Source organism: Rubrimonas sp. (assembly GCF_036788415.1).
Taxonomy (GTDB): Bacteria; Pseudomonadota; Alphaproteobacteria; order Rhodobacterales; family Rhodobacteraceae; genus Rubrimonas.
Map to the genome: position 1 here is coordinate 1 of NZ_DAIQNN010000034.1, position 20,560 is coordinate 20,560.

The following is a 20,560-nucleotide window of genomic DNA, read 5'->3' on the forward strand; positions in this document are numbered from 1 at the left end:
GCTTCGTGATCAACTTCCAGAACTGCGTGCACTGCAAGACCTGCGACATCAAGGATCCGTCGCAGAACATCGAGTGGCGCACGCCGCAGGGCGGCGACGGGCCGAACTATCCCAACATGTGAGCGGGGGCGTTTCCCGGCGGGGAGGGTCCGCGGGCTGTGGCGACGCGCCGCCGCTTCGCGCTATGCTCTCGCCGATGCAACCGTTTCGCCGACAGGAGCCCGCATGCCCAGTTTCCCTCGCCTCGCCCGCGCGCTCGGCGCGGTCCTCGCGCTCTGGGCCGCTCAGGCGGTCGCGCAGGAGGAGGCGGGGGGCCTCGCCGGGGCCTATCTCGCGGGGCGGCAGGCGAGTTCGGCCAACGACGCCGAAGCCGCCGCGCGCTATCTGAGCCGCGCGCTCGAGAGCGATCCCGAAAATCTGGGGCTGGCGGAGCTGACGCTGCTCAACCTGATCGCCGCGGGGCGGATCGGCGAGGCGGGGCCGGTGGCCGAGCGCCTCGCCGACGGGGCGCCCGACAACCGGCTCGCCAATCTGGCGCTGACGGTGCGCGACCTGCGCGACGGCGATTTCGCGGCGGCGCGGGCGCGCGCGACGGAGCGCCCGGACGCGTTCCAGCCGCTGGTGGCGCCGCTTCTCGGCGGCTGGGCGGCCTTCGGGATGGGCGACCTCGCCGGCGCCGAGGCGCTGTTCGGCTCGGCGGGCGACCGCGCGCTGTTCCGGCTGTTCGGACAGGTCCATATCGGCTTGGCCCGGCTGATCGACGGCGACGCCGAGGGCGCGCTGAGCGCCTTCGACGCGGCCTTCGAGGAGGCGACGCAGGCGCCGACGCCGATGCTGCTGGCGCGCGGCGCGGCGCTCGAGCTGGCGGGGCGCGCGGCGGAGGCGCGCGCGCTCTACGCCGAGCGCGCGAGCGGCGCCGGGGGGGATCCGCTGGCGCGCGCGGCGCTGGCGCGGCTCGACGCCGGCGAGCCGCCGCCTCTGCCGGCGCGCGACGCGGCCACTGGCGCGGCGGAGGCGCTGCACGGTCTCGCGGGCGTGCTCGCCAACGAATCGGGCCGCCGCCTCGCGCTCGCCTACGCCCGCCTCGGCGCCTGGCTGCGCCCCGGCGCCGACGACGCCGCGCTGCTGATCGCCGAGCTGCTGGAGGCCGAAGGCCAGCTCGAAGCCGCCGCCCGCGCCTATGCGGCGATCACGCCCGACAGCGCGCTGTCGCTGCGCGCGCAGATCGGGCGCGCCAACGTGCTGCGCAGGCTGGAGCGCGAGGAGGCCGCCGTCGAGGCGCTGCGGGCCGTCGCCCGGCGGGCGCCCGACAGCGTCGAGGCGCAGCTCGCGCTCGGCGACGCGCTGCGCGCGACGGAAGACTGGGACGACGCGGCGGAGGCCTACGGCGCCGCCATCGCCCTTCTGGACGACGCCGGCGCGCCGAACTGGGCGGCCTTCTACCAACGCGGGATCGCCCATGAGCGCGGCGGTCGCTGGCCGCTCGCCGAGACCGATTTTCGCCGGGCGCTCGAACTACAGCCCGACCAGCCGCTGGTGCTGAACTATCTCGGTTACTCCTGGGTCGACATGGGCGAGAATCTCGACGAGGCGAAGGCCATGATCGAGCGCGCCGTCGAGCTGCGCCCCGAAGACGGCTACATCACCGACAGCCTCGGCTGGGCGCTCTACCGCATCGGGGATTTCGAGGGCGCGGTCGAGTGGCTGGAGAAGGCGGTCGCCCTCGCCCCGGTCGATCCCACCATCAACGACCATCTCGGCGACGCCTACTGGATGGTCGGGCGCAGGCTGGAGGCGCAGTTCCAGTGGAAGCGCGCGCGCTCCTTCGACCCCGAGCCGAAGGACCTCGCCCGGATCAAGCGCAAGCTGGCGGTCGGGCTCGACGTCGTGCTGGAGGAGGAGGCCGCCGCCGCGCCGCCCGCGCGCAAGGCCGCCGATGACCTCTGACCCCGAAGCGCCGGCGCAGGACCGGGCGGCGCCCCTCGCCGAGGCGGCCCTGACAGATCTCGCCCGCGCCAAGGTCAATCTGTTCCTGCATGTGCGCGGGCGCCGTCCGGACGGGCGGCACACGCTCGAAAGCCTCGCCGTGTTCCCCGAGATCGGCGACGTGATGGAGGCCGAGCGCAGCCCGATCCTGTCGCTCTCGCTCGACGGCCCGTTCGCGCTCGGGCTGGGGAGCGGCGAGGACAATCTCGCGCTGCGCGCCGTCGCCGCGCTGTCCGCCGCGCTGCCGGAAGGACCGCCCTGCGGGGTCGCGCTGCGGCTCGACAAGCGGCTGCCGGTCGCCTCGGGGATCGGCGGCGGTTCGGCGGATGCGGCGGCGACGCTGCGGCTGCTGATGCGGCTCTGGGGCCGGGCGCCGGATGCGGCGACCCTCGACGCGGCGGCGCTGGCGCTGGGGGCGGACGTGCCGGTGTGCCTCGCTTCGGCGCCGGCGATGATGGGGGGGATCGGCGAGCGGCTGAGCGCGGCCCCCGCCTTCCCCGAATTCTGGCTGACGCTGGTCAACCCGATGCGGATGGTCTCGACGGCGGAGGTCTTCGCCGGCCTCGCCCGCCGCGACAATCCGCCCGCCGACCGCGCGCCCGCGCGCTTCGGCTCCGTCGGCGATCTCGCGGCGTGGCTTTCGCGCCAGCGCAACGATCTGGAGGCCCCGGCGCGCGCGATCGCGCCCGCCATCGGCGCGGTGCTCGGCGCGCTGCGCTGGGCCCCCGACTGCCTGCTGGCGCGCATGTCGGGCTCGGGCGCGACCTGCTTCGGCATCTTCCCGACCGAGGCCGCCGCCTGCGCCGCCGCCGACGCGATCCGGGCGCAGGAGCCCGGCTGGTGGGCGGCGCCGGCGCGGGTGAAGGCGCATGACGGCGCGCCCGCCGCCCCCGACTGGACGCAGCCGCTCTCCTGACGCGAAAGGCGCAGTGCGGACCCGGATGACCCCGCCCGACGAGACATCTCCCGACAGCGCCCCGGACGGCCCGATGCGCCGCTACCGCGCGCTGATCGCCGAAGGCCGCATCGTCCCCGACGAGGGCCAGCGCGCCGCGGTCGGGAAGCTGCAACTTCTCCATCAGCGCCTTGTCGGCTATGAGCCGCGCAGTCCGCGCAAAGCCGCGCGCGGGCTGCTCGGTTTCGGGCGCAAGGCGGCCAAGCCCGACGCGCCGGTCGGCGGGCTCTACCTGTTCGGCGAGGTCGGGCGCGGCAAATCGATGCTGATGGACGTCTTTTTCGAAACGGCGACGGTCTCGCCGCGCCGCCGGGTGCATTTCCACGCCTTCATGCAGGAAGTCCACGCCGGGATGCGCGACGCCCGCAGCCGCGGCGAGAGCGACCCGCTGGCGCCTGTCGTCGCCCGCATCGCCGAAGCCGCGACGCTCTTGTGCTTCGACGAGGTGACGGTGACCGACATCACCGACGCGATGATCCTCGGGCGGCTGTTCGAGGGGCTGTTCGCACGGGGCGTCGTCGTGGTCGCGACGTCGAACCGTCCGCCCGACGATCTCTACAAGGACGGGCTCAACCGAGGCCTGTTCCTGCCCTTCATCGCGATGCTGAAGGACCGGCTCGATCTGTGCGCGTTGCAGGGCCCGACCGACCATCGCCAGCGCGGCCCGCGCGACAGCCGGCGCTGGCTGTCGCCGCTCGGCCCCCGCACCGACGCCGCGATGGACGAGATCTGGCGCGACATCAAGGACGGCGCGCCCGAGACGCCGCTGGTGCTGCACGCCCATGGCCGCACGCTGCGCCTGCCGCGTCATGCCGCAGGCGCCGTGCGGGCGAGCTTCGACGACCTCTGCGCGCGGGCGCTGGGACCGGCGGATTTCCTCGCGCTCGCCGGGGCTGCGCGCCTTCTCGCGCTCGAGCGCGTGCCGAAGCTCGGGCCGGGGCGCGCCAACGAAGCCAAGCGTCTGGCGACGCTGGTCGATGCGCTCTACGAGGCGCGCGCGACGCTGATCGTGTCGGCCGAGGCCGAGCCCGGAACGCTCTATGCTGAGGGCGCGCAGGCCTTCGAATTCGCCCGCACGGCCTCGCGGCTGACCGAGATGCGCTCGCAAGCCTGGCCGCCCGGTTGAGCGGCCGGTTGAACGGCCAGGCGCCGCTCTTTTCACGGGCATCGAATCGGCTATGGTCGCCGGAAACGGGAATGGGCGCATGGCCAGATCGGGTTTCAATTACGGCAGGCTGATGCAGCGCGCGATGCGCGGGCTGATGGCGGAAGTGCTCGGCGTCGTCGCCCGGCGCGGGCTGCCCGGCGCGCATCACTTCTTCATCAGCTTCGACACCTCGCATCCCGGGGTCGACATGCCCGACTGGCTGAAGGCCGAGCACCCCGAAGAGCTCGCCATCGTCCTGCAGCACGAGTTCGACGATCTGGCGGTGGCGTCCGACCGCTTCTCGGTGCGGCTGAGCTTCCGCGACCGCACTGCGACGCTGGTCGTGCCCTTCGACGCGGTGACGACTTTCGCCGATCCGAGCGAGAATTTCGGCCTGCGCTTCGAACCGCACGAGGCCGAAGGCGGCGGACCCGAAGGCGGGCCCGAGGGCGACCCGGCGCCGCCCGAGCCGCCGACCCCGCGCGAAGGGCCGGCCGAGATCGTGAGCCTCGACAGCTTCCGCAAGCGCTGAAGCCGCGACCGCGCCGCCGCATTGCCCTCCCCGCACCGCCGCTTATGCTGCCCGCCGACACCGCAGCAGGGAGGCAGGCGATGACCGCGCACCGCACCGAGACCGACAGCTTCGGCCCGATCGAGGTCCCCGCCGACCGCTACTGGGGCGCGCAAACGCAGCGCTCGATCCAGAACTTCCCGATCGGCTGGGAGAAGCAGCCGGTGGCGCTGATCCGCGCGCTCGGCGTCGTCAAGAAGGCCGCAGCCCAGGTCAACATGGCGCAGGGCTCGCTCGACGCGCGGATCGGCGACGCGATCGCGAAGGCCGCCGACGAGGTCATCGCGGGCGACCTCGACGATCATTTCCCGCTGGTGGTCTGGCAGACCGGCTCGGGCACCCAGACCAACATGAACGCCAACGAGGTGATCTCGAACCGCGCCATCGAGATGCTCGGCGGCGTCATGGGCTCGAAGGACCCCGTCCACCCCAACGACCACGTCAACCGCAGCCAGTCCTCAAACGACACCTTCCCCACCGCCATGCACATCGCCGCCGCGACCACCGCGACGCAGGTGCTGCTGCCGGGGCTGAAGAAGCTGCTGACGGCGCTCGAGGTGAAGGAGGCGGCGTTCGCGAAGATCATCAAGATCGGCCGCACCCACACGCAGGACGCGACGCCGCTGACGCTGGGGCAGGAGTTCTCGGGCTACGCGCATCAGGTGCGGCAGGCGATCGTCCGGGTCGACCAGGCGCTCGACAACATCTTCTTCCTCGCGCAGGGCGGGACGGCGGTCGGCACGGGGCTCAACGCGAAGCCGGGCTTCGCCGAGGCGATCGCCGAGAGCATCGCCGAGATCACCGGCCTGCCCTTCGAGACCGCGCCGAACAAGTTCGAAGCGCTCGCGGCGCATGACGCGGTCGTCGAGCTTTCGGGGGCCGTGCGGGTCGCGGCGGTGTCGCTCTTCAAGATCGCCAACGACATCCGCCTGCTCGGCTCGGGGCCGCGCTGCGGGCTCGGCGAGCTGATTCTGCCCGAGAACGAGCCCGGCTCCTCGATCATGCCGGGCAAGGTGAACCCGACTCAGGCCGAGGCGCTGACCATGGTCTGCGCGCATGTGATGGGCAATGACGCCGCCATCGGCTTCGCCGGCAGCCAGGGCCATTTCGAGCTCAACGTCTACAAGCCGATGATGATCTACAACCTGTTGCAATCCATGCAACTTCTGGGCGACGCGGCGTCGGCCTTCACCGACAATTGCGTCGCGGGCCTTCAGGCCGACGAGGCGCGCATCGACAAGCTGATGCGCGAATCGCTGATGCTGGTGACGGCGCTCGCGCCGACCATCGGCTACGACGCCGCCACCAAGGTCGCCAAGACCGCCCACAAGAACGGCACCACCCTGCGCGAGGAGGCGGTGAAGCTCGGCTATGTCGACGAGGCGACTTTCGACCGCGTGGTGCGGCCCGAGACGATGCTCGGCCCGCAATAGCGCCCGCGATTGACCGGTTCGCCGTCGCGCGGCACGGTTGCGCGCGAGGCGATGCGGGGAGGATCGGCGCATGAAGTGGCGGGGCCGTCGCACCAGCGACAACATCGCGGACGTTCGCGGATCGGGCGGGGGCATGCGGCGCGCGGGCGGGATCGGCGGGCTCGGCGTGATCCTGCTCTTCGTCGCCAGCATGATCTTCGGCGTCGATCTGACCGGGCTCGCCGGGCTGGTGGGCGGCGGCGCGCCGGCGCCGCAGAGCCAGAGCGGCCCCAACGTGATCGACGACGAGACGGAGGAATTCGTCGCCGTGGTGCTGGCCGACACCGAATCGGTCTGGACGCGCGAATTCGCCGAGCGCGGCGGGCGCTATGTCGAGCCGACGCTGGTGCTGTTCTCGGGCGCGGTGGCCTCGGCCTGCGGCTCGGCGAGTTCGGCGGTCGGGCCTTTTTACTGCCCCGGCGACCAGCGGGTCTATCTCGACACCGACTTCTTCGCGACGCTGGAGCGCGACCTCGGCGCGCGGGGCGAGTTCGCGCGCGCCTATGTGATCGCGCATGAAGTCGGCCACCATGTGCAGAACCTGATCGGCGTGATGGAGAAGACCATGGCCGCGCGGATGCGCCGATCCGAGGCGGAGGCCAACGCGATCTCGGTGCGCACCGAATTGCAGGCCGACTGCTTCGCCGGCGTCTGGGCGCGCGAGTTGCACGAACGCGAGGGCGTGCTCGAGCGCGGCGACATCGAATCGGCGCTGGATGCGGCGGCCCGCATCGGCGACGACGCGCTGCAACGGCGCAGCCAGGGCTATGTCGTTCCCGACAGCTTCACGCATGGCACGTCGGAGCAGCGCCGGACTTGGTTCTATCGCGGCTTCGAGACCGGCGAGATGGAGGCCTGCGACACCTTCGCAGCCGGCGCGCTGTGAGCCGGGGCCGATGACCGACGCTCCGATCAACCTGCGCCGGGCCCGCAAGGCCCGCGCCCGCGCCGAGGCCCGCGCGCAGGGCGACGCGAACGCGGCGGCGCATGGCGTGCCGAAGGCCGCGCGCGACGCGGCGTCGGCGCTGACCCGCCTCGCCGACCGGCGCCTCGACGGCGCAAGAGTCGAGGACGCGCCGGTCGCACGCCCGAAGGTCGAGGATGACCCGTCCTGACGACCCGAGGCCCCGCAAGGGCTCGCTCACCCTGTCGGGCCATCGCACATCGGTGACGCTGGAACCCGAGTTCTGGGAGGTGCTGCGCGAGATGGCGCGCGCGCGCGGCGCCTCGCTCAATGCGCTCGCCGCCGGGATCGACGCCGCCCGCCCCCCCGAGCAGGGCCTCGCCAGCGCGCTGCGGGTCGCCGCCCTGCGCTGGGTGCGGCAGGGCGCCGGGCCGGAGCCGCGACCGGGGCCGGGGCCGGGCTAGACGAGGCGGACGAAATCGTAGTTGCGATAGGAGTGGCGCGACCGCTTCACGCTGTCGCCGTCGCGGTCCTGCCCGGTTGTGTTGCCCTCGACCGTGCCGAACACGGCGTCGGCGACCGAGGTCACGAGACCCGTGTGGTTCCAGCTGGCGCCGGAGCGGCGCACGAACAGCCCGCCGATCGGCGTGCGCGCGGCGCGGCCCGCGCCGTCGCCCATCGTCTCGCCGTCGACGAAGCGCCCGTCGGCCTTGGCGTCGCGGGCGAGGTCGGCGACGCGAATCCGCCGCTTGAAGGGCGCCTCCATCCCCAGATCGCGGGCGGCCTGGGCCACGATGAAGCAGGCGAAGCCCGCGCACCACGCATGCGACTGGCCGTCCTCGCTCTGCTCGCCGCTCATGTAGAGACGGACCCACGGGCCGCGGTTGTTGCCGCCGATCTCGCGCGGCTTTTGCGCGACATGCGCCTGCGCGACCAGCACCGCCTGCTCGGCGAGGGACGGGCGCGCGCCGGGGCCGATCTCGGCTTCGGTGTCGAGCGCGGCGCGCATCGGCGCGGTCAGCAGCGCCCAGAGCTCCTCGTCGACTTCGCCGGTCTCGGGCAGCGCCGCGCGGCGCTGGAACTCCGCGACGGCGAGCGCGGTGGCGTCGCCGAACTCGCCGTCCACGACCAGAATCGGCCCGTGGAAGCTCAGCCATTCCTGAACCTTGCGGACTTTCGCCTTGTTCGCGGCGCTCTTGCGGCGACCGAGCCCCATGCCGAGCTGGATCGTCTCGCCGGCCTTCATCGGGAAATCGAGCTCGTCTGCGGCGTGGGGGAAGGGCGCGAGGTCGGGCGCGGGCGCGCGGGGCGCCGTCAGCGCCGAGGCCGGGCGCACCACCGCAGGCGCGCTTTTCGGCGTCTGGAGCACGTCGAGCTCGGCGAGGCGGCGCAGCAGCACGGCCACCCCGGCCTGCGCCGAGTCCGCGTCCGGATCGAACACGCCGTCGGCGACGAACCGACCGCGCGAATAGTAGGTGGAGCCCGACCACAGGAAGGGCGACCACAGGCCGCGCCGCCGATAGCCGAGGCCGTTCCAGCGCTCGGCCTGTTCGAGGGCGGCCCCGACGCTCCAGTCGCGCACGCCGTCGAGCCGGCCTTCGCCGGTCAGCGCGTCGGCGGCGCTCTCCTCCCAGGACATGCCGGGCCGCCAGCCGAACGGCCGGCCCGGCGGGTGGCGCACGGTCGGCGCGTCGAGCGGGTCGCCATTGTGCAGATGCCGGTTGAAGTTCTGCGACGCCTCCATCAGGTGCAGCGCGCCGACGAACCACCAGGGCGCGCCCGTGCGCGCTTCGACGGCGCGGTAGCGGGTTACGGCGTCGGGGCGCAGCAGGGCGCGGGCGGCGAGGTCGGCGCGCCCCTCCCAGTCCGGGCGGATCGCCATGGCCTTGAAGGCGGCGGCGTAGGCGTCGCGATCGGTCGGCGGGGACGCCGGCGCGGGCGGAGCCGCCGCCTGAGCCGGCGCAGACGGTTCGGACGGGGCGGATGCGGGCGAGGGCTCGGGCGCGGGCGAAGGCTGCGCCGGAGGCTCGACCGCCGCAGCCGGGGCCGTCTGGGTCGAGGCTTTCTCGGCCACCATGTCGAGTTCGGCGGCGGTGGCGCGGATGTCGTCGAGAAACATCCGGTCGACGGAGCGTTCGAGATCGGCCAGCGCCCGCTCGAGCTGCGCCGAGGCGGCGTTGAGCGCCAGCGCCTGGCTCGCCAGATCGGCCAGCGCCATGTTCGCGGCGATGCGGGCGAGCGGCGAGACGATCTCGGCGAAGATGCGGTCGCCCGCCGCGTCGTCGCCCGCGGCGCGGGCGGCGCGCAGCTCGGCCCGCGCGGCGGCGATCACCCGATTGACCGATTGCAGCGCGCTCATCCCGCCTCCCTCCCGTCCGCTTCCCCACTCAGGGCGCGCCGCCCGCGAGCGCCCGACGCGCCCCGCGCGCCGTGACGGCCAGCGTCTCGCTCGCCGCCAGAACCCCCGCGACGCCGACGGCGTCGGTCGAGCCGGCCGCGGCGGCCGCGCTCGCCAGCGCGGCGCGGCTGGCGTCGAGCAGCACCACCCAATGCGCCATCAGCCGCCGCAGCGACCGCAATTCGTCGATCTCGGCGGGCGAAAACTCGCGCCCGCTCGGATCGGCGAACACGTCGTCGCGCAGCTTCTGGGCCAGCGCGGCGAAGATCGGCGCGGTCGCGTCGCGCGTCTGCGACAGGATCGCCGCCATCGCATCCGCGTTCTCCAGCAGCCGGTCGCGGAACTGCGCCCGCGCCGCCAGCGCGAGGCCGCCTTCGGCGAAGGGCGCGAGCGCGCCGACCGCCGCATTGACCGCCGCCGCAGGCGGCGTCGCGCCGACTGCGCCCGCCGCCTCGATCCCGAGCGCCCCGAGCCGACCCAGCCGTCCCGCCATCGCCTCCGCCGTCTCGCCGTTCGACAGCGCCGCCAGCGCGTCGGTGTAGGCCCCGACCGCCCGGATCGCGCGCCGGAACGCCGCCGTGGAGGGCGGATCGACGGCCTCGACCAGATAGGGGGCCTCGTCGGGGGCGAAGGCGCCGAACGCCGGATCGAACGGGTTCGCGCGGGCGTGCAGGGCGCGCTCCGCCACGGCGAGGCGGTCGAGGATCGCCTCGCCGGTCGATTGCGCCTCGGCGTAGGCCGCCCGATAGGCCGCGAACTCGGCGACGCCGCGCGTGCTGGCGCAGCCGGTCAGGACCACCAGAGCGAGAGCGAGACCGAGCGCGCGCAGCATGGGCGATACCCCCGGAACAATATGCGCATATTAAGGTAAACTATTTCCATCGGCGCGCGAAGCGTTGAATTGGAAAGGATTTTGCTGCACTGCGGCGGGCCGGTCCGCGCGCTTGCGCGGCCTGGCGGAGAGAAGATGCGCGGCGCGCGCCTCCGATCCGCGCTCAGCGCGCCGCCCGCTCGATCCAGTCATGGACGAAACCGAGCTTGGCGCGGATCGGGGCGGTCAGCACGAAGGGATAGAGGTCGGCCAGCCCCATCGCGCGGTTGACGTGGTTGAGCGCCACGCCGAGTTCGGCGGCGGCGTCGAGCAGCGCGTCGAGCGGGCAGGGCGCGTAGGGGTCGAAGCCGCCGCCGCCGGCGGTCACGAGGGCGGGCGCGCGCAGGCCCGCGCGCGCGGCGCTGTCGCAGATCTCCACCAGATGGAGGTAATGCGCGAACGTCTCGGCCCAGTCCTCGTGCGGATGGGCGGCGGCGTAGGCGGTCAGGAAGCCGGGCGGCGGCGGGTCGTCGTCTCCCGACCCCGGATGGCGCGCGTAATGCGCTTCGAGCGCGGCGGCGTAATCGGCGCGCTCGTCGCCGAACAGCGCGCGGAACGCCTCGGGAAAACCGGGCGCCGCGGCCAGCCGGTCGAAGACGAAATGGCCAAGTTCGTGGCGGAAGTGGCCGATCATGGTGCGATACCGCTCGGCGAGCCGGGCCCGGCGCGCCTCGCGCACCGCCGGGTCGGCTTCGGCGACGTTGATGGTCACCACGCCCGCCGCATGGCCCATGGTGACGCCGTCGCCGCCGGTCTCGGCGAGCATGTCGAAGACGGGCGGCGCGTGCGGGTCGGCCTCGGTGAAGAAGCCCCAGCGCATCAGATTGGCGATCACGCGGCGTTTGGCGTCCTCGGCGTCGGCCCAGAGTTCGGCGGCGTCGGGAATGCCGGTGTCGGGGACGGTGCGCGTCATTGCGCAGGACAGGCAGAGGGCGCCGGGTTCGGGCGCGCGCCACTGGCAGGCGATGGCGGCGCGGTTGGCGCAGGGGGCGACGTCGGGGCCGAGCGTCAGGAAGGCGCGCCGCCGCGGGTCGAAGGCGAGTTCGGCGCCGCACAGGCAGCGCGCATTGCGAAAGAACAGGGCGGCCCCGCAGGCGGGGCAGCGGAAGAGCTCCATGATCCGCCCCCGCTTATGGTCAGAGCCCGGCGACTTCCGCGGCGACCTGCGCCGCCGATTTCCGCCCGCGCTCGGTTGCGCTCTTGAGCTGCCCGCAGGCGGCGAGGATGTCCTGGCCGCGCGGCGTGCGCACGGGGCTGGCGTAGCCCGCGCGGTTGACGATCTCGGCGAAGGCCTCGATGCGCTCCCAGCTGGAGCGCTCGAAGGCGGCGCCCGGCCAGGGGTTGAAGGGGATCAGGTTGATCTTGGCGGGGATGCCGGCGATCAGCTTCACCAGCCGCTTGGCGTCGGCGTCGCTGTCGTTGACGTCCTTCAGCATCACATATTCGAAGGTGATGCGCTCGGAATTGGACAGGCGCGGATAGGCGCGGCAGGCGGCCAGAAGCTCGGCGATCGGCCATTTGCGGTTGATCGGCACCAGCTTGTCGCGCACCTCGTCCGTGGTGGCGTGCAGCGAGATGGCGAGCAGCGCGCCGATCTCCTCGCCCGCCCGCCCGATCATCGGCGCGACCCCGGAGGTGGACAGCGTGATCCGCCGGCGCGACAGTGACAGCCCCTCGCCGTCCATCGCCACTTGCATCGCGTCGCGCACGCCCTCGAAATTGTAGAGCGGCTCGCCCATGCCCATGAGCACGACGTTGGACAGGAGCCGCCTCTCCGGCGGGCGCTCGCCTGCGACGGGCCATTCGCCGAGATCGTCGCGGCAGACGAGGATCTGGCCGACGATCTCCGCCGGCGTCAGGTTGCGCACCAGAACCTGAGTTCCGGTATGGCAGAACGAGCAGGTCAGCGTGCAACCGACCTGGCTTGAGATGCAGAGCGTGCCGCGATCTTCCTCGGGAATGTAGACGGTTTCGACCTCATGGCCGCCCTCGATGCGCAGCAGATATTTGCGCGTGCCGTCGGCGGAGAGCTGGCGGGCGACGATTTCGGGGCGCGAGATGCGGAAATTCTCCGACAGAAAGCGCCTGAACTCCTTCGACAGGCTCGTCATTTCGGAGAAGTCGCGGACCCCGCGCTGGTAGAGCCAGCCCCAGAGCTGCTGGGCGCGCATGCGCAACTGCCGCTCCGGCGCGCCGGCCGCCAGCAGCGCCGCTTCGAGCTGCTCCCGCGTCAGGCCGATCAGATTGGGCGGACCCGCCGGGACGAGCCGGCGCAGCGCCGCCGTCTCCGGCAGGAGCGGCGCGGGGATGCGCGCAGACGCGCCCGGATCGGATGGCGTCACTTGCACAGCGCGGCGGCCTGATCGAGCGCGGCGGTGAAGCCGAGCAGCGAGAAGGTGTCGATGGTGGTGGTGCCGCGCGCCGAGACGCCGGTCGCCACGGCCTCCACGCCGCGCTTCATCGAGGCGACCACGCGGGCGTCGTCGGCGGGCTGGCTCCAGGCGGTGTCGTTCTCGACGAACAGCGCGAAGCTGTCGGAGCCGATGTCGAGACGCACTGTGCTGTCGGGCTTGAGCGGGTAGCCGACGACGAGGCTGACTTCGTCGCGCACGTTCTGCGCCGGACGATTGGCGACCATCAGATAGATGTCGCCCCGGCTGGCGTCGACGCGGGCGCCGCCGCGCCGGGCCTCCCATTTCTTCGGCTTGGACACGATCCAGCACACGCGCTCGGCACCCTCGCCGACGGCGAAGACGCTCCAGTCGCGCTGAGCGCCGGCGCGCTCGTGCTCGGTCTGCGCCATCGCCGGCGCGCTCGACAGCGCGATCGCCGCCGCACATGCCGCCGTCGCGACGCTCCGCGCGAATTTCGTTCCCAGCATTCGTTCCGCTCCAGCCGCAATCCGCATGAGGCGCGCGCGCACGACCGGCGCGCGCGATCCTGTTTTCTCAGGATCGATTACCTCCTAATCTAGTCTGAAAGCAGGCGCTTGCGCCAGTCCGGCCGGGCCGGCCGCCGCAGTTCCGCCCTCTTGCCGTTGGAAATTCCCACGCTGTGACAGAGTTCTCCGATCTCGACGGCGCTTCCGACGCCGCCGGCGCGCCGGCCCCCGCGACCGACGAGGCGTTGCTCGCCCGCATCGCCGCGCGCGACCGCGACGCTTTCGCCGAGCTGTTCCGCCGATATGCGGGCCGGGTGAAGGGGTTCCTGATTCGCAGCGGCTTCCCCGCCGCAGAAGCCGACGAGGCGGCGCAGGAGGTCATGCTTTCGGTCTGGCGCCGCGCAGACAGCTTCGATCCCGCCCGCGCCGGCGCCGCCACATGGATCTACGCCGTCGCCCGCAACCGCCGCGTCGACATGCTGCGCCGCCGCAGACCCGAGCCCGACCCCGAGGACCCGCTGTTCCGCCCCGACCCCGACCCGGCCGGCGAGGCGACGCTCGCCGCAGCCGACCGCGACCGCGCCGTGCGCGCGGCGCTGGTCGAGCTGACCGCCGATCAGGCGCAGGTGGTGCGGCTCGCCTTCTATGACGGGCTGTCGCATTCGGAGATCGCCGCGATGCTCGACACGCCGCTCGGAACGGTCAAATCGCGGCTGCGGCTCGCCATGACGCGGCTGAGAGGCGCGCTCGGGCCGGGCTTCGCGGCGGAGCTGCGCGACGGCTGACGCGGCGGCGGCGGGGCGATCGACAGTTCGGCGAAGCAACGCTGGGTTGAGAATCCTTGGCGACACACGCGCCCGGGCGCCACCGAGCGGCCGTATTCTAACCCATCTTTAACCCGGCCGGAGGCTTTCTGCTCGGGAAGTGTGAACCGCCCGGACTGCGGAGAGGCCGAACATGTACGAGGGCGATGCGACCGATCAGGCGGCGCTTGTCGATCGCGAGATGCTGCGGGCGCTGCGCGACGCGCTCGGCGGCGGGGTCGACATGCTGGTGGACAAGGCGGGCCAGGTCGTCGAGGACCGTCTGCGCAGCCTGTCGGAGCTCGATCCCGTCGGCGACCCGGAGGCCTGCGCGCGGATCGCCCACGAGATCGGCGGCGTCTCGGGCCAGATCGGGCTGAAGCGGCTGTCGCAGCAGGCGTTGGCCTTCGAGCACCGGCTGCGCGGCGGCGAGACCGACGGCGCGCGCGAGACCATCGCCGCCATCGGCGACACGGCGCGGAACTCGCTGGCCGAAATCCGCGCCGTCTGACTGCGCGCCGTCTCGCCTCCGCCGGGCCTTTCGGCGGGCGCGCAAGCCTTGTAGCGTCGGACGCAGCACCGCTTCCGCGCGCCCGAGGTCTCTCATGCGATCGCTTCTCGACAGCGCTGACGCCCCGGCGACGCCGCTTCATCTGGTGGAGCCCGCCGACATGGCGGCCATGCGCGAGGCGCTCGACCCCGCCGCCTGGCGCTGGATCGCGGCGCAGGGGTTTTCCGGCGCGCTCGGCGACGTCGCCTGCGCCCCCGACGCTGCGGGCGCGCCCGCCGTCGCGCTGATCGGCTGGGGCGACGCGGCGGCGCGCGCGCGCGGGCGCTTCCACCTCGCCGCGGCCGTCGCGCGCCTGCCCGAGGGGGTCTATCGCATCGAAACCGAGTTGAGCGCCGACGCGAAGGACGAGGCGGCGCTGGGCTGGGCGCTCTCCGCCTACCGCTTCGCGCGGCGCGGCGAGACGGCGTCGCCCAGCGGGGCCGAGCGCAGGCTGGTCGTGGCCGATCCGGCGCGGCGCGCGCGCGCCGCCGACATCGCCGAAGCTGTCGCGATGGGGCGCGACCTCGTCAATGCGCCGGCCAACGAACTCGGCCCCGCCGAACTCGACGCCGCGGCCCGCGCGCTGGCCGCCCGCTTCGGCGCGACGGTGGAGACGGTCGAGGGCGAGGCGCTGCTGTCGGCGAACCTGCCGTTGATCCATGCGGTGGGGCGCGCAGGCGCGCAGGCCCCGCGGCTGATCGATCTGCGCTGGGGGCGCGCGGACGCGCCCTCGGTCTCGCTCGTCGGCAAGGGGGTGTGCTTCGACACGGGCGGGCTCGACCTCAAGCCGGCCTCGAACATGCGGCTGATGAAGAAGGACATGGGCGGCGCTGCGGCGGCGCTGGCGCTGGCGCAGATGATCATGGCGCGGCGGCTGGACCTGCGGCTGCGCGTGCTGATCCCGGCGGTCGAGAACGCGGTGTCGGCGCTCTCGTTCCGCCCGGGCGACATCCTGCCCTCGCGCAAGGGCCTGACGGTCGAGGTCTCCAACACCGACGCCGAGGGGCGGCTGGTGCTGGCCGACGCGCTGGCGCTGGCCTGCGAGGAAAGGCCCGGTCTGCTGATCGACTTCGCGACGCTGACCGGGGCGGCGCGGGTCGCGCTCGGCCCCGATATTCCGGCGCTGTTCACCGACGACGAGGCGCTGGCGGCGGAGCTTCTGGCGGCGGGGGCGAAGGCGCGCGACCCGCTGTGGCGGCTGCCGCTCTGGCCGCCCTACGAGGCGGAGGTCGCCTCGCCGGTCGCCGATCTCGACAACGCGCCCGAAGGCGGGTTCGCGGGCGCGATCACGGCGGCGCTGTTTCTCAAGCGCTTCGCCGAGGGCGCGCCGTCCTGGGCGCATGTCGACCTGTTCGCCTGGACGCCGAAGCCCCTGCCGGGCCGGCCCAAGGGCGGCGAAGTCCAGGCGGCGCGGGCCGTCTTCGCGGCTCTGGAGGCGCGGCATGGCTGAGGCGCTGCGCGACCCCCGCCTGACGCCCGCCCGTCCCGACCTCGCCGCCGAGCATCTGCGCGGAGAGGTCGAGGCGGCGCGCTACGCCGCGCCGCGCCGGCTGCGGGTCGCCGTCGCGGCCTGCCCGGTGACCGCGGCGCCCGACCCCGAAGCGCCGATGACGACCCAGCTCCTGTTCGGCGAGCGCTTCGCCGCCTATGAGGCGACGGCGGGCTGGGTGTGGGGGCAGTGCGAAGGCGACGGCTATGTCGGCTACGCCCCCGACAGCGGCTTCGCCGCCGATGACGGGCCCGCCCCGGAATGGCGCGTCCGCGCGCTGCACGCGCTCGTCTATTGCGCGCCGGACCTCAAGTCGCGCCCGGTCGCGGCGCTGCCTTTCGGCGCGCGCGTCGCTGCGTCGCCGGCGGGGGCGAAGTTCCATGCGCTCGATCAGGGCGGGTTCGTCCCTTCGGTCCATCTCGCCCCGGCGGATGCGGTCGCGCCGGATTGGGTGGCGGTCGCCGAGACGTTTCTCGGCGCGCCCTATCTCTGGGGCGGGCGCAGCGCGGCGGGGATCGACTGTTCGGGGCTCGTGCAGGTGGCGCGGCAGGCGGCGGGCTTCGCCTGCCCGCGCGACAGCGACATGCAGCGCGCGGCGCCGGGGCGCGACGTGCGGGCGATGCGGCGGGGCGACCTCGTCTTTTGGCGCGGCCATGTCGGCGTGATGGTCTCGCCGACGCGGATGCTGCACGCCAACGCGCATCACATGGCCGTCGCTGTCGAGCCACTGGACGGCGCGGCGGCCCGGATCGCTGCGCAGGGCGGCGGCGAAATCCTCGCAATGCGGCGCTGGGCCTGAGGAGCGCGCCCCGTCAGCTCTCCTCGCCGAAGCGGTCGGCGACGAGCGCGTCGAGCGCCTCCATCAGCGCCTTTGCCTGCGGGCCGCGCGTCTCGACGGCGATGGCGCTGTCCTTGCAGGCGGCGAGCATCAACAGCCCCATGATCGAGCCGCCGTCGACCTCCATCCCGTCCTTGCCCACGGTCGCGCAGGCGTCGAAGCGCTCGACCGTCTCGACGAACTTGGCGGAGGCGCGCGCGTGCAGCCCCTTGGCGTTGACGATGCGCAGACGGCGCCGCAGCGGCGCGGCGAGGGCGGGGCGGTCGACGCTCACCCGCCCAGCATCCGCTTCGCGCCGTCGATGTATTTCCGGCCCGATTCGAGCGCGGCCTCGATGGCCTCGGCGACCGGGCGGTCGCGCATCTTGGCGAGCTTGACCAGAAGCGGCAGGTTGGCGCCGTAAACCACTTCGACCGTGTCGCGCGCCATCGCGCCGATGGCGAGGTTGCAGGGCGTGCCGCCGAACATGTCGGTCACCACGACCACCCCGTCGCCTTCGTCGACCTGATCCACAGCGGCGTTGATCTCGGCCTGCTTGGCGCGCAGATCGTCGGAAGGGCCGGTCGAGACGGCGAGCGCCTGCGGCTGCGGACCGACCACATGCTCGGTCGCGGCGAGCAGTTCGCGCGCCAGTCCGCCATGGGCGACGACGACGAGGCCGATCATGCCTGCGCTCCGGACTCGGCGGCGGCGTCGTCGGGGGGTCGGCGCTCCAGTTCGCGGTGTCGCAGCGTCACGCGCCATCCCTCCGAAACGAGCCTCTTCGCCAGCCGCTCCGCCAGCGCGACCGAGCGGTGCCGGCCGCCGGTGCAGCCGAGACCGATCCCGAAATAGGCCTTACCCTCGCGCTTGTAGGCGGGCAACAGCATCAGGACCAGTTCGGCCAGCCGGTCGAAGAAGGGCGCGCAGAGAGGGTCCCGCGCCACATAGGCGGCGACTTCCGCGTCGCGCCCGTCCCTCGGGCGCAGCTCGGGCTCCCAATGCGGATTGCGCAGGAAGCGCACGTCCATGACCATGTCTGCCTCGCGCGGGGCGCCGCGCTTGTAGGAGAAGGACTGCACGGAGACGACCAGCCCCAGCCCGTCGCCGCGCGACAGCCGCGCCTGGACTTCGGCCTTCAGCTGGTGCGGCGTCAGCGCCGTGGTGTCGATCACCAGATCGGCGCGGTCGCGCAGCGCGCCGAGCAGATCGCGCTCGCGCGCGACGCCGGTCGCCGCGTCCTCGGCGGGGGCGATGGGATGGCGACGGCGGGTCTCGGCGTAGCGCGCGATCAGCGCCTCGTCGGCGGCGTCGAGAAAGACCAGCGAGGGCGCGACGCCCGGCGCGCGCCGCAGCGCCTCGACGGTTTCGATCAGCCCTTCGGTCGAGAAGCCCCGGCCATGCGCGGCGACCCCGAGCGCGAGCGGGCGGCCCGAAGGCGCCTCCGCCAGCCGCGGGATCAGCGCGAGCGGCAGATTGTCGACGGTCTCCCAGCCGCGATCCTCGAGCGCGCCGAGCGCCGTGCTGCGCCCCGCGCCCGAAAGGCCGGTCACAAGCACGATCTCCAGCGGCGCTTCGGTCATCGGCGTGCTCCGGCGCCGCGTCAGGGCGGCGGCGCGTCGGGGTCGAGCGGCGGGCCCCAACGCAGCGCCGCGGCGATCGCGGCGGGGCGAAGGGGTTCCGAACGGGACAATAGCGGGACTGGCGCGCCGAGCAATGTCAGGCTGCGCGCAGGCGGAGACCGGCCCTCCGGCGCCGCGTCGAGATCGAGCGCGAGCGCCACCGCCGCCTCGGGCAGGAAGGGCATGCGCAGGATCCCCAATCCGCGCGCCTCGATCATCCCTTCGAGCGCATGCGGCGCGCGCGCGAAAAGCGCGCCGCCGCGCCGCTCCAGCGCCACGCGGTCGTCGGCGACGAGGGTGGCGCCGAGCGCGATCAACTCCAGCGCCAGCGTGGACTTCCCGGCGCCGGAGCGACCGAGGATCAGCAGCCCCCGCCCCTCCAGCGCGACGCAGGAGGCGTGCCGCGTCGGCGCGCTCATTGCGGCAACTCGACCGTGAAACGCGCGCCGCCGCCGGCCTCTCCCGCATTCCCCGCGTCCTCGACGCGGATGCGCCCGCCATGCGCCGCGACGATCTGGCGCGAGATCGACAGGCCGAGCCCGGAATGGTCGCCGAAGCCCTCGCCGTCGGGCCGTTCGGTCCAGAATCGCTCGAAGATCGCCTCGCGCCGGTCGGGCGGCACGCCGGGCCCCTGATCCTCGACGCAGACCCGCGCCCAGCCCGACCCGCCCCGCGCGGCGCGCAGCCGCACCAGCCCTCCGGGCGGCGAGAACGACACGGCGTTGTCGGCCAGATTGACGAAGACCTGCCCGAGACGCGATTCGAGCCCTTTGACCGTCAGCCCCGCCGCCGGCGCCTCGACCTCCACCCGCACGCCGCGCAGGTCGGCTCGGGCCTGCGCAATCTCGGCGACAGTCCGCAGGAGCGGCCCCAGATCGACCGGCTCCATCGTCTCGCGCGCCAACTCCGCGTCGAGCCGCGAGGCGTTTGAGATGTCGGTCACCAGCCTGTCGAGACGGCGCACGTCATGCGCGATCACCGCCATGAGCCGCGCCTGCGCGCCGGCGTCGGAGGTGCGCCGCAGCGACTCCACCGCCGAACGCAGCGAGGTCAGCGGGTTCTTGATCTCATGTGCGACGTCCGCCGCGAAGCGCTCGATCGCGTCGATCCGGTCGTAGAGCGCGTCGGTCATCCGCCGCAGCGCCCCCGACAGCCGCCCGATCTCGTCGCGCCGGTCGGTGTAGTCGGGAAACCGGACGCGGCCCGTGTCGAGCGCGCGCGGCCCGGCCCCGTCGGCGGTCTCGGCGGCGTCGGACAGGCGGCGCAGCGGCAGGGCGATGGCGCCGGCCAGCCACAGCGACAGCGCCGCCGTGACCGCCAGCGCCACGAGGCCCACGCGCAGGATCGCGATGCGCTCGGCCCGCACGATGGCGTCGATGTCGCCGCCTTCGGTCGAGACCACCAGCGCCCCGAGCACCGCCTTGAAGCGCTGCACCGGAAGCGCGACCGAGACGATGAGCTCGCCCTCGCTGTTGACGCGCACCGATCTGGTGGCGCGGCCCCGCAGCGCCTCGTAGACCGCGATCTCGGTCGAGACGCCGGCGATCTCGGTCTCGCGATAGAGCTCGCGCGGCCCCTCCAGCAGCGCCGCCGCCTCCCCGTACCAGCCTTCCAGGACGCCGAGCAGCGTTTCAGGCGCCGCGCCGGCAGGCGGCAGGTCCTCGGTCTCGACCGGGGCGGCGCCGGCGCTGAAGCTGCGCGTGTCGCCGGTCAGCCGCCCGCCGAGATCGTAGATGCGCGCCCGCACCCCCGCCGGCTGGGCGAGGCGGCGCAACACGGCGTTGGCGCGCACCGGGTCGAAGCCGAGGCGCCCCGCCGGCGCGCCCGCCGCCTCCGCCACCACAGTGGCGAGGATCGCGCCCTGCGTGTCCAGCGCCTGCATGCGCAGTTCGATCAGCCCTTCGCGGAACTGGTTGAGCCAGAGCGCCCCGCCCACCAGCACGCCGAGCCCGATCGCATTGATGAAGACGATGCGGCGTCGGATCGACGCTGTAGGCGACAGACGCCAGCGCCCGCGCTGCGCGGCCCCCCCGACCGTCTCGCGCCCGGCGACGGGGGCCGCGCCGGCCTCGGCGGCGTCCCTGGGCAAGACGG

Annotated in this window: 23 protein-coding genes; 13 read left to right on the forward strand and 10 right to left on the reverse strand. The window is 73.4% G+C overall.

Features of this window, described 5'->3' with window-relative positions:
* The 9 genes from V7Q31_RS09870 to V7Q31_RS09910 all read left to right on the forward strand — a co-directional run.
* Positions 1–122 (forward strand): 4Fe-4S dicluster domain-containing protein (locus V7Q31_RS09870; protein WP_333833639.1); only part of this gene is annotated, 122 nt, incomplete at its 5' end.
* 103 nt (positions 123–225) lie between these two features.
* On the forward strand, positions 226–1,947 hold the full coding sequence (locus tag V7Q31_RS09875) for a tetratricopeptide repeat protein (protein WP_333833603.1): 1,722 nt from the start codon (positions 226–228) through the stop codon (positions 1,945–1,947).
* The gene (locus tag V7Q31_RS09880; protein WP_442976457.1) at positions 1,937–2,902 is read left to right on the forward strand and encodes a 4-(cytidine 5'-diphospho)-2-C-methyl-D-erythritol kinase; all 966 of its coding nucleotides are present in this window, start codon (positions 1,937–1,939) and stop codon (positions 2,900–2,902) included. Before V7Q31_RS09875 ends, V7Q31_RS09880 begins: the two co-directional genes overlap by 11 nt.
* Positions 2,903–2,927: 25 nt before the next feature.
* Complete coding sequence (zapE, locus tag V7Q31_RS09885) at positions 2,928–4,067, forward strand: cell division protein ZapE (protein WP_333833604.1); 1,140 nt, start codon at positions 2,928–2,930, stop codon at positions 4,065–4,067.
* A gap of 79 nt (positions 4,068–4,146) precedes the next feature.
* Complete coding sequence (locus V7Q31_RS09890) at positions 4,147–4,620, forward strand: SspB family protein (RefSeq protein WP_333833606.1); 474 nt, start codon at positions 4,147–4,149, stop codon at positions 4,618–4,620.
* 80 nt (positions 4,621–4,700) lie between these two features.
* The gene (gene fumC, locus V7Q31_RS09895; RefSeq protein WP_333833609.1) at positions 4,701–6,092 is read left to right on the forward strand and encodes a class II fumarate hydratase; all 1,392 of its coding nucleotides are present in this window, start codon (positions 4,701–4,703) and stop codon (positions 6,090–6,092) included.
* Between the two features lie 70 nt (positions 6,093–6,162).
* The gene (gene ypfJ, locus V7Q31_RS09900; RefSeq protein ID WP_333833610.1) at positions 6,163–7,017 is read left to right on the forward strand and encodes a KPN_02809 family neutral zinc metallopeptidase; all 855 of its coding nucleotides are present in this window, start codon (positions 6,163–6,165) and stop codon (positions 7,015–7,017) included.
* Positions 7,018–7,027: 10 nt separating this feature from the next.
* Positions 7,028–7,246: a DUF4169 family protein gene (locus V7Q31_RS09905; protein WP_333833612.1), complete on the forward strand. Its 219-nt coding sequence runs from the start codon at positions 7,028–7,030 to the stop codon at positions 7,244–7,246.
* Complete coding sequence (locus tag V7Q31_RS09910; RefSeq protein ID WP_333833613.1) at positions 7,233–7,499, forward strand: ribbon-helix-helix domain-containing protein; 267 nt, start codon at positions 7,233–7,235, stop codon at positions 7,497–7,499. Before V7Q31_RS09905 ends, V7Q31_RS09910 begins: the two co-directional genes overlap by 14 nt.
* Here the strand turns inward: V7Q31_RS09910 and V7Q31_RS09915 are convergent.
* From V7Q31_RS09915 to V7Q31_RS09935, 5 genes are all read right to left on the reverse strand, one after another.
* On the reverse strand, positions 7,496–9,394 hold the full coding sequence (locus V7Q31_RS09915; RefSeq protein ID WP_333833614.1) for a peptidoglycan-binding protein: 1,899 nt from the start codon (positions 9,392–9,394) through the stop codon (positions 7,496–7,498). The two genes, V7Q31_RS09910 and V7Q31_RS09915, sit on opposite strands and share 4 nt — an antisense overlap.
* A 28-nt stretch (positions 9,395–9,422) precedes the next feature.
* Entirely contained in the window at positions 9,423–10,265 is an 843-nt protein-coding gene (locus tag V7Q31_RS09920; protein ID WP_333833615.1) for a hypothetical protein, read from the reverse strand.
* A gap of 163 nt (positions 10,266–10,428) precedes the next feature.
* Positions 10,429–11,421 (reverse strand): zinc-binding metallopeptidase family protein, encoded by a 993-nt coding sequence (locus V7Q31_RS09925; protein ID WP_333833616.1) that lies wholly within the window; start codon positions 11,419–11,421, stop codon positions 10,429–10,431.
* A gap of 19 nt (positions 11,422–11,440) precedes the next feature.
* Complete coding sequence (gene rlmN / locus V7Q31_RS09930) at positions 11,441–12,598, reverse strand: 23S rRNA (adenine(2503)-C(2))-methyltransferase RlmN (protein ID WP_333833641.1); 1,158 nt, start codon at positions 12,596–12,598, stop codon at positions 11,441–11,443.
* A gap of 44 nt (positions 12,599–12,642) precedes the next feature.
* Entirely contained in the window at positions 12,643–13,185 is a 543-nt protein-coding gene (locus V7Q31_RS09935) for an invasion associated locus B family protein (RefSeq protein ID WP_333833617.1), read from the reverse strand.
* Positions 13,186–13,358: 173 nt separating this feature from the next.
* On the opposite strand from V7Q31_RS09935, the gene V7Q31_RS09940 reads away from it, so the two are divergent.
* The 4 genes from V7Q31_RS09940 (at position 13,359) to V7Q31_RS09955 (ending at position 16,826) form a co-directional block, all read left to right on the forward strand.
* On the forward strand, positions 13,359–13,970 hold the full coding sequence (locus V7Q31_RS09940; protein WP_333833618.1) for a sigma-70 family RNA polymerase sigma factor: 612 nt from the start codon (positions 13,359–13,361) through the stop codon (positions 13,968–13,970).
* A gap of 172 nt (positions 13,971–14,142) precedes the next feature.
* Positions 14,143–14,499 (forward strand): Hpt domain-containing protein, encoded by a 357-nt coding sequence (locus tag V7Q31_RS09945; protein WP_333833619.1) that lies wholly within the window; start codon positions 14,143–14,145, stop codon positions 14,497–14,499.
* 94 nt (positions 14,500–14,593) lie between these two features.
* Positions 14,594–15,988 carry a leucyl aminopeptidase family protein gene (locus V7Q31_RS09950; RefSeq protein WP_333833620.1) on the forward strand — a complete coding sequence of 465 codons (1,395 nt, stop codon included), beginning with the start codon at positions 14,594–14,596 and terminating at the stop codon, positions 15,986–15,988.
* Positions 15,981–16,826 carry a C40 family peptidase gene (locus tag V7Q31_RS09955; protein WP_333833621.1) on the forward strand — a complete coding sequence of 282 codons (846 nt, stop codon included), beginning with the start codon at positions 15,981–15,983 and terminating at the stop codon, positions 16,824–16,826. The genes V7Q31_RS09950 and V7Q31_RS09955 overlap by 8 nt, the downstream gene beginning before the upstream one ends.
* A gap of 13 nt (positions 16,827–16,839) precedes the next feature.
* Here the strand turns inward: V7Q31_RS09955 and V7Q31_RS09960 are convergent, their stop codons facing one another.
* Genes V7Q31_RS09960 through V7Q31_RS09980 form a run of 5 tightly spaced genes read right to left on the reverse strand, consistent with a single transcriptional unit; the run spans position 16,840 to position 20,555 of the window.
* The gene (locus V7Q31_RS09960; protein ID WP_333833622.1) at positions 16,840–17,139 is read right to left on the reverse strand and encodes an HPr family phosphocarrier protein; all 300 of its coding nucleotides are present in this window, start codon (positions 17,137–17,139) and stop codon (positions 16,840–16,842) included.
* Positions 17,136–17,531, reverse strand: a complete 396-nt coding sequence (locus tag V7Q31_RS09965) for a PTS sugar transporter subunit IIA (protein WP_333833623.1) — start codon at positions 17,529–17,531, stop codon at positions 17,136–17,138. The genes V7Q31_RS09960 and V7Q31_RS09965 overlap by 4 nt, the downstream gene beginning before the upstream one ends.
* The gene (gene rapZ / locus V7Q31_RS09970; RefSeq protein ID WP_333833624.1) at positions 17,528–18,427 is read right to left on the reverse strand and encodes an RNase adapter RapZ; all 900 of its coding nucleotides are present in this window, start codon (positions 18,425–18,427) and stop codon (positions 17,528–17,530) included. The genes V7Q31_RS09965 and rapZ overlap by 4 nt, the downstream gene beginning before the upstream one ends.
* 20 nt (positions 18,428–18,447) lie before the next feature.
* On the reverse strand, positions 18,448–18,885 hold the full coding sequence (locus tag V7Q31_RS09975; protein ID WP_333833625.1) for an HPr kinase/phosphorylase: 438 nt from the start codon (positions 18,883–18,885) through the stop codon (positions 18,448–18,450).
* Positions 18,882–20,555, reverse strand: a complete 1,674-nt coding sequence (locus tag V7Q31_RS09980; RefSeq protein ID WP_333833626.1) for a stimulus-sensing domain-containing protein — start codon at positions 20,553–20,555, stop codon at positions 18,882–18,884. Before V7Q31_RS09980 ends, V7Q31_RS09975 begins: the two co-directional genes overlap by 4 nt.
* Between the last annotated feature and the right edge of the window lie 5 nt (positions 20,556–20,560).

Excerpts from the sequence above, each read along its gene's own strand:
- V7Q31_RS09955 (WP_333833621.1), top strand. The coding sequence starts at position 15,981 with ATGGCTGAGGCGCTGCGCGACCCCCGCCTGACGCCCGCCCGTCCCGAC.
- V7Q31_RS09965 (WP_333833623.1), bottom strand. The coding sequence starts at position 17,531 with ATGATCGGCCTCGTCGTCGTCGCCCATGGCGGACTGGCGCGCGAACTG.
- V7Q31_RS09950 (WP_333833620.1), top strand. The coding sequence starts at position 14,594 with ATGCGATCGCTTCTCGACAGCGCTGACGCCCCGGCGACGCCGCTTCAT.
- ypfJ (WP_333833610.1), top strand. The coding sequence starts at position 6,163 with ATGAAGTGGCGGGGCCGTCGCACCAGCGACAACATCGCGGACGTTCGC.
- fumC (WP_333833609.1), top strand. The coding sequence starts at position 4,701 with ATGACCGCGCACCGCACCGAGACCGACAGCTTCGGCCCGATCGAGGTC.
- V7Q31_RS09915 (WP_333833614.1), bottom strand. The coding sequence starts at position 9,394 with ATGAGCGCGCTGCAATCGGTCAATCGGGTGATCGCCGCCGCGCGGGCC.
- V7Q31_RS09880 (WP_442976457.1), top strand. The coding sequence starts at position 1,937 with ATGACCTCTGACCCCGAAGCGCCGGCGCAGGACCGGGCGGCGCCCCTC.
- rapZ (WP_333833624.1), bottom strand. The coding sequence starts at position 18,427 with ATGACCGAAGCGCCGCTGGAGATCGTGCTTGTGACCGGCCTTTCGGGC.
- V7Q31_RS09905 (WP_333833612.1), top strand. The coding sequence starts at position 7,028 with ATGACCGACGCTCCGATCAACCTGCGCCGGGCCCGCAAGGCCCGCGCC.
- V7Q31_RS09910 (WP_333833613.1), top strand. The coding sequence starts at position 7,233 with ATGACCCGTCCTGACGACCCGAGGCCCCGCAAGGGCTCGCTCACCCTG.
- V7Q31_RS09925 (WP_333833616.1), bottom strand. The coding sequence starts at position 11,421 with ATGGAGCTCTTCCGCTGCCCCGCCTGCGGGGCCGCCCTGTTCTTTCGC.
- zapE (WP_333833604.1), top strand. The coding sequence starts at position 2,928 with ATGACCCCGCCCGACGAGACATCTCCCGACAGCGCCCCGGACGGCCCG.
- V7Q31_RS09935 (WP_333833617.1), bottom strand. The coding sequence starts at position 13,185 with ATGCTGGGAACGAAATTCGCGCGGAGCGTCGCGACGGCGGCATGTGCG.
- V7Q31_RS09945 (WP_333833619.1), top strand. The coding sequence starts at position 14,143 with ATGTACGAGGGCGATGCGACCGATCAGGCGGCGCTTGTCGATCGCGAG.
- V7Q31_RS09890 (WP_333833606.1), top strand. The coding sequence starts at position 4,147 with ATGGCCAGATCGGGTTTCAATTACGGCAGGCTGATGCAGCGCGCGATG.
- V7Q31_RS09875 (WP_333833603.1), top strand. The coding sequence starts at position 226 with ATGCCCAGTTTCCCTCGCCTCGCCCGCGCGCTCGGCGCGGTCCTCGCG.
- V7Q31_RS09975 (WP_333833625.1), bottom strand. The coding sequence starts at position 18,885 with ATGAGCGCGCCGACGCGGCACGCCTCCTGCGTCGCGCTGGAGGGGCGG.
- V7Q31_RS09920 (WP_333833615.1), bottom strand. The coding sequence starts at position 10,265 with ATGCTGCGCGCGCTCGGTCTCGCTCTCGCTCTGGTGGTCCTGACCGGC.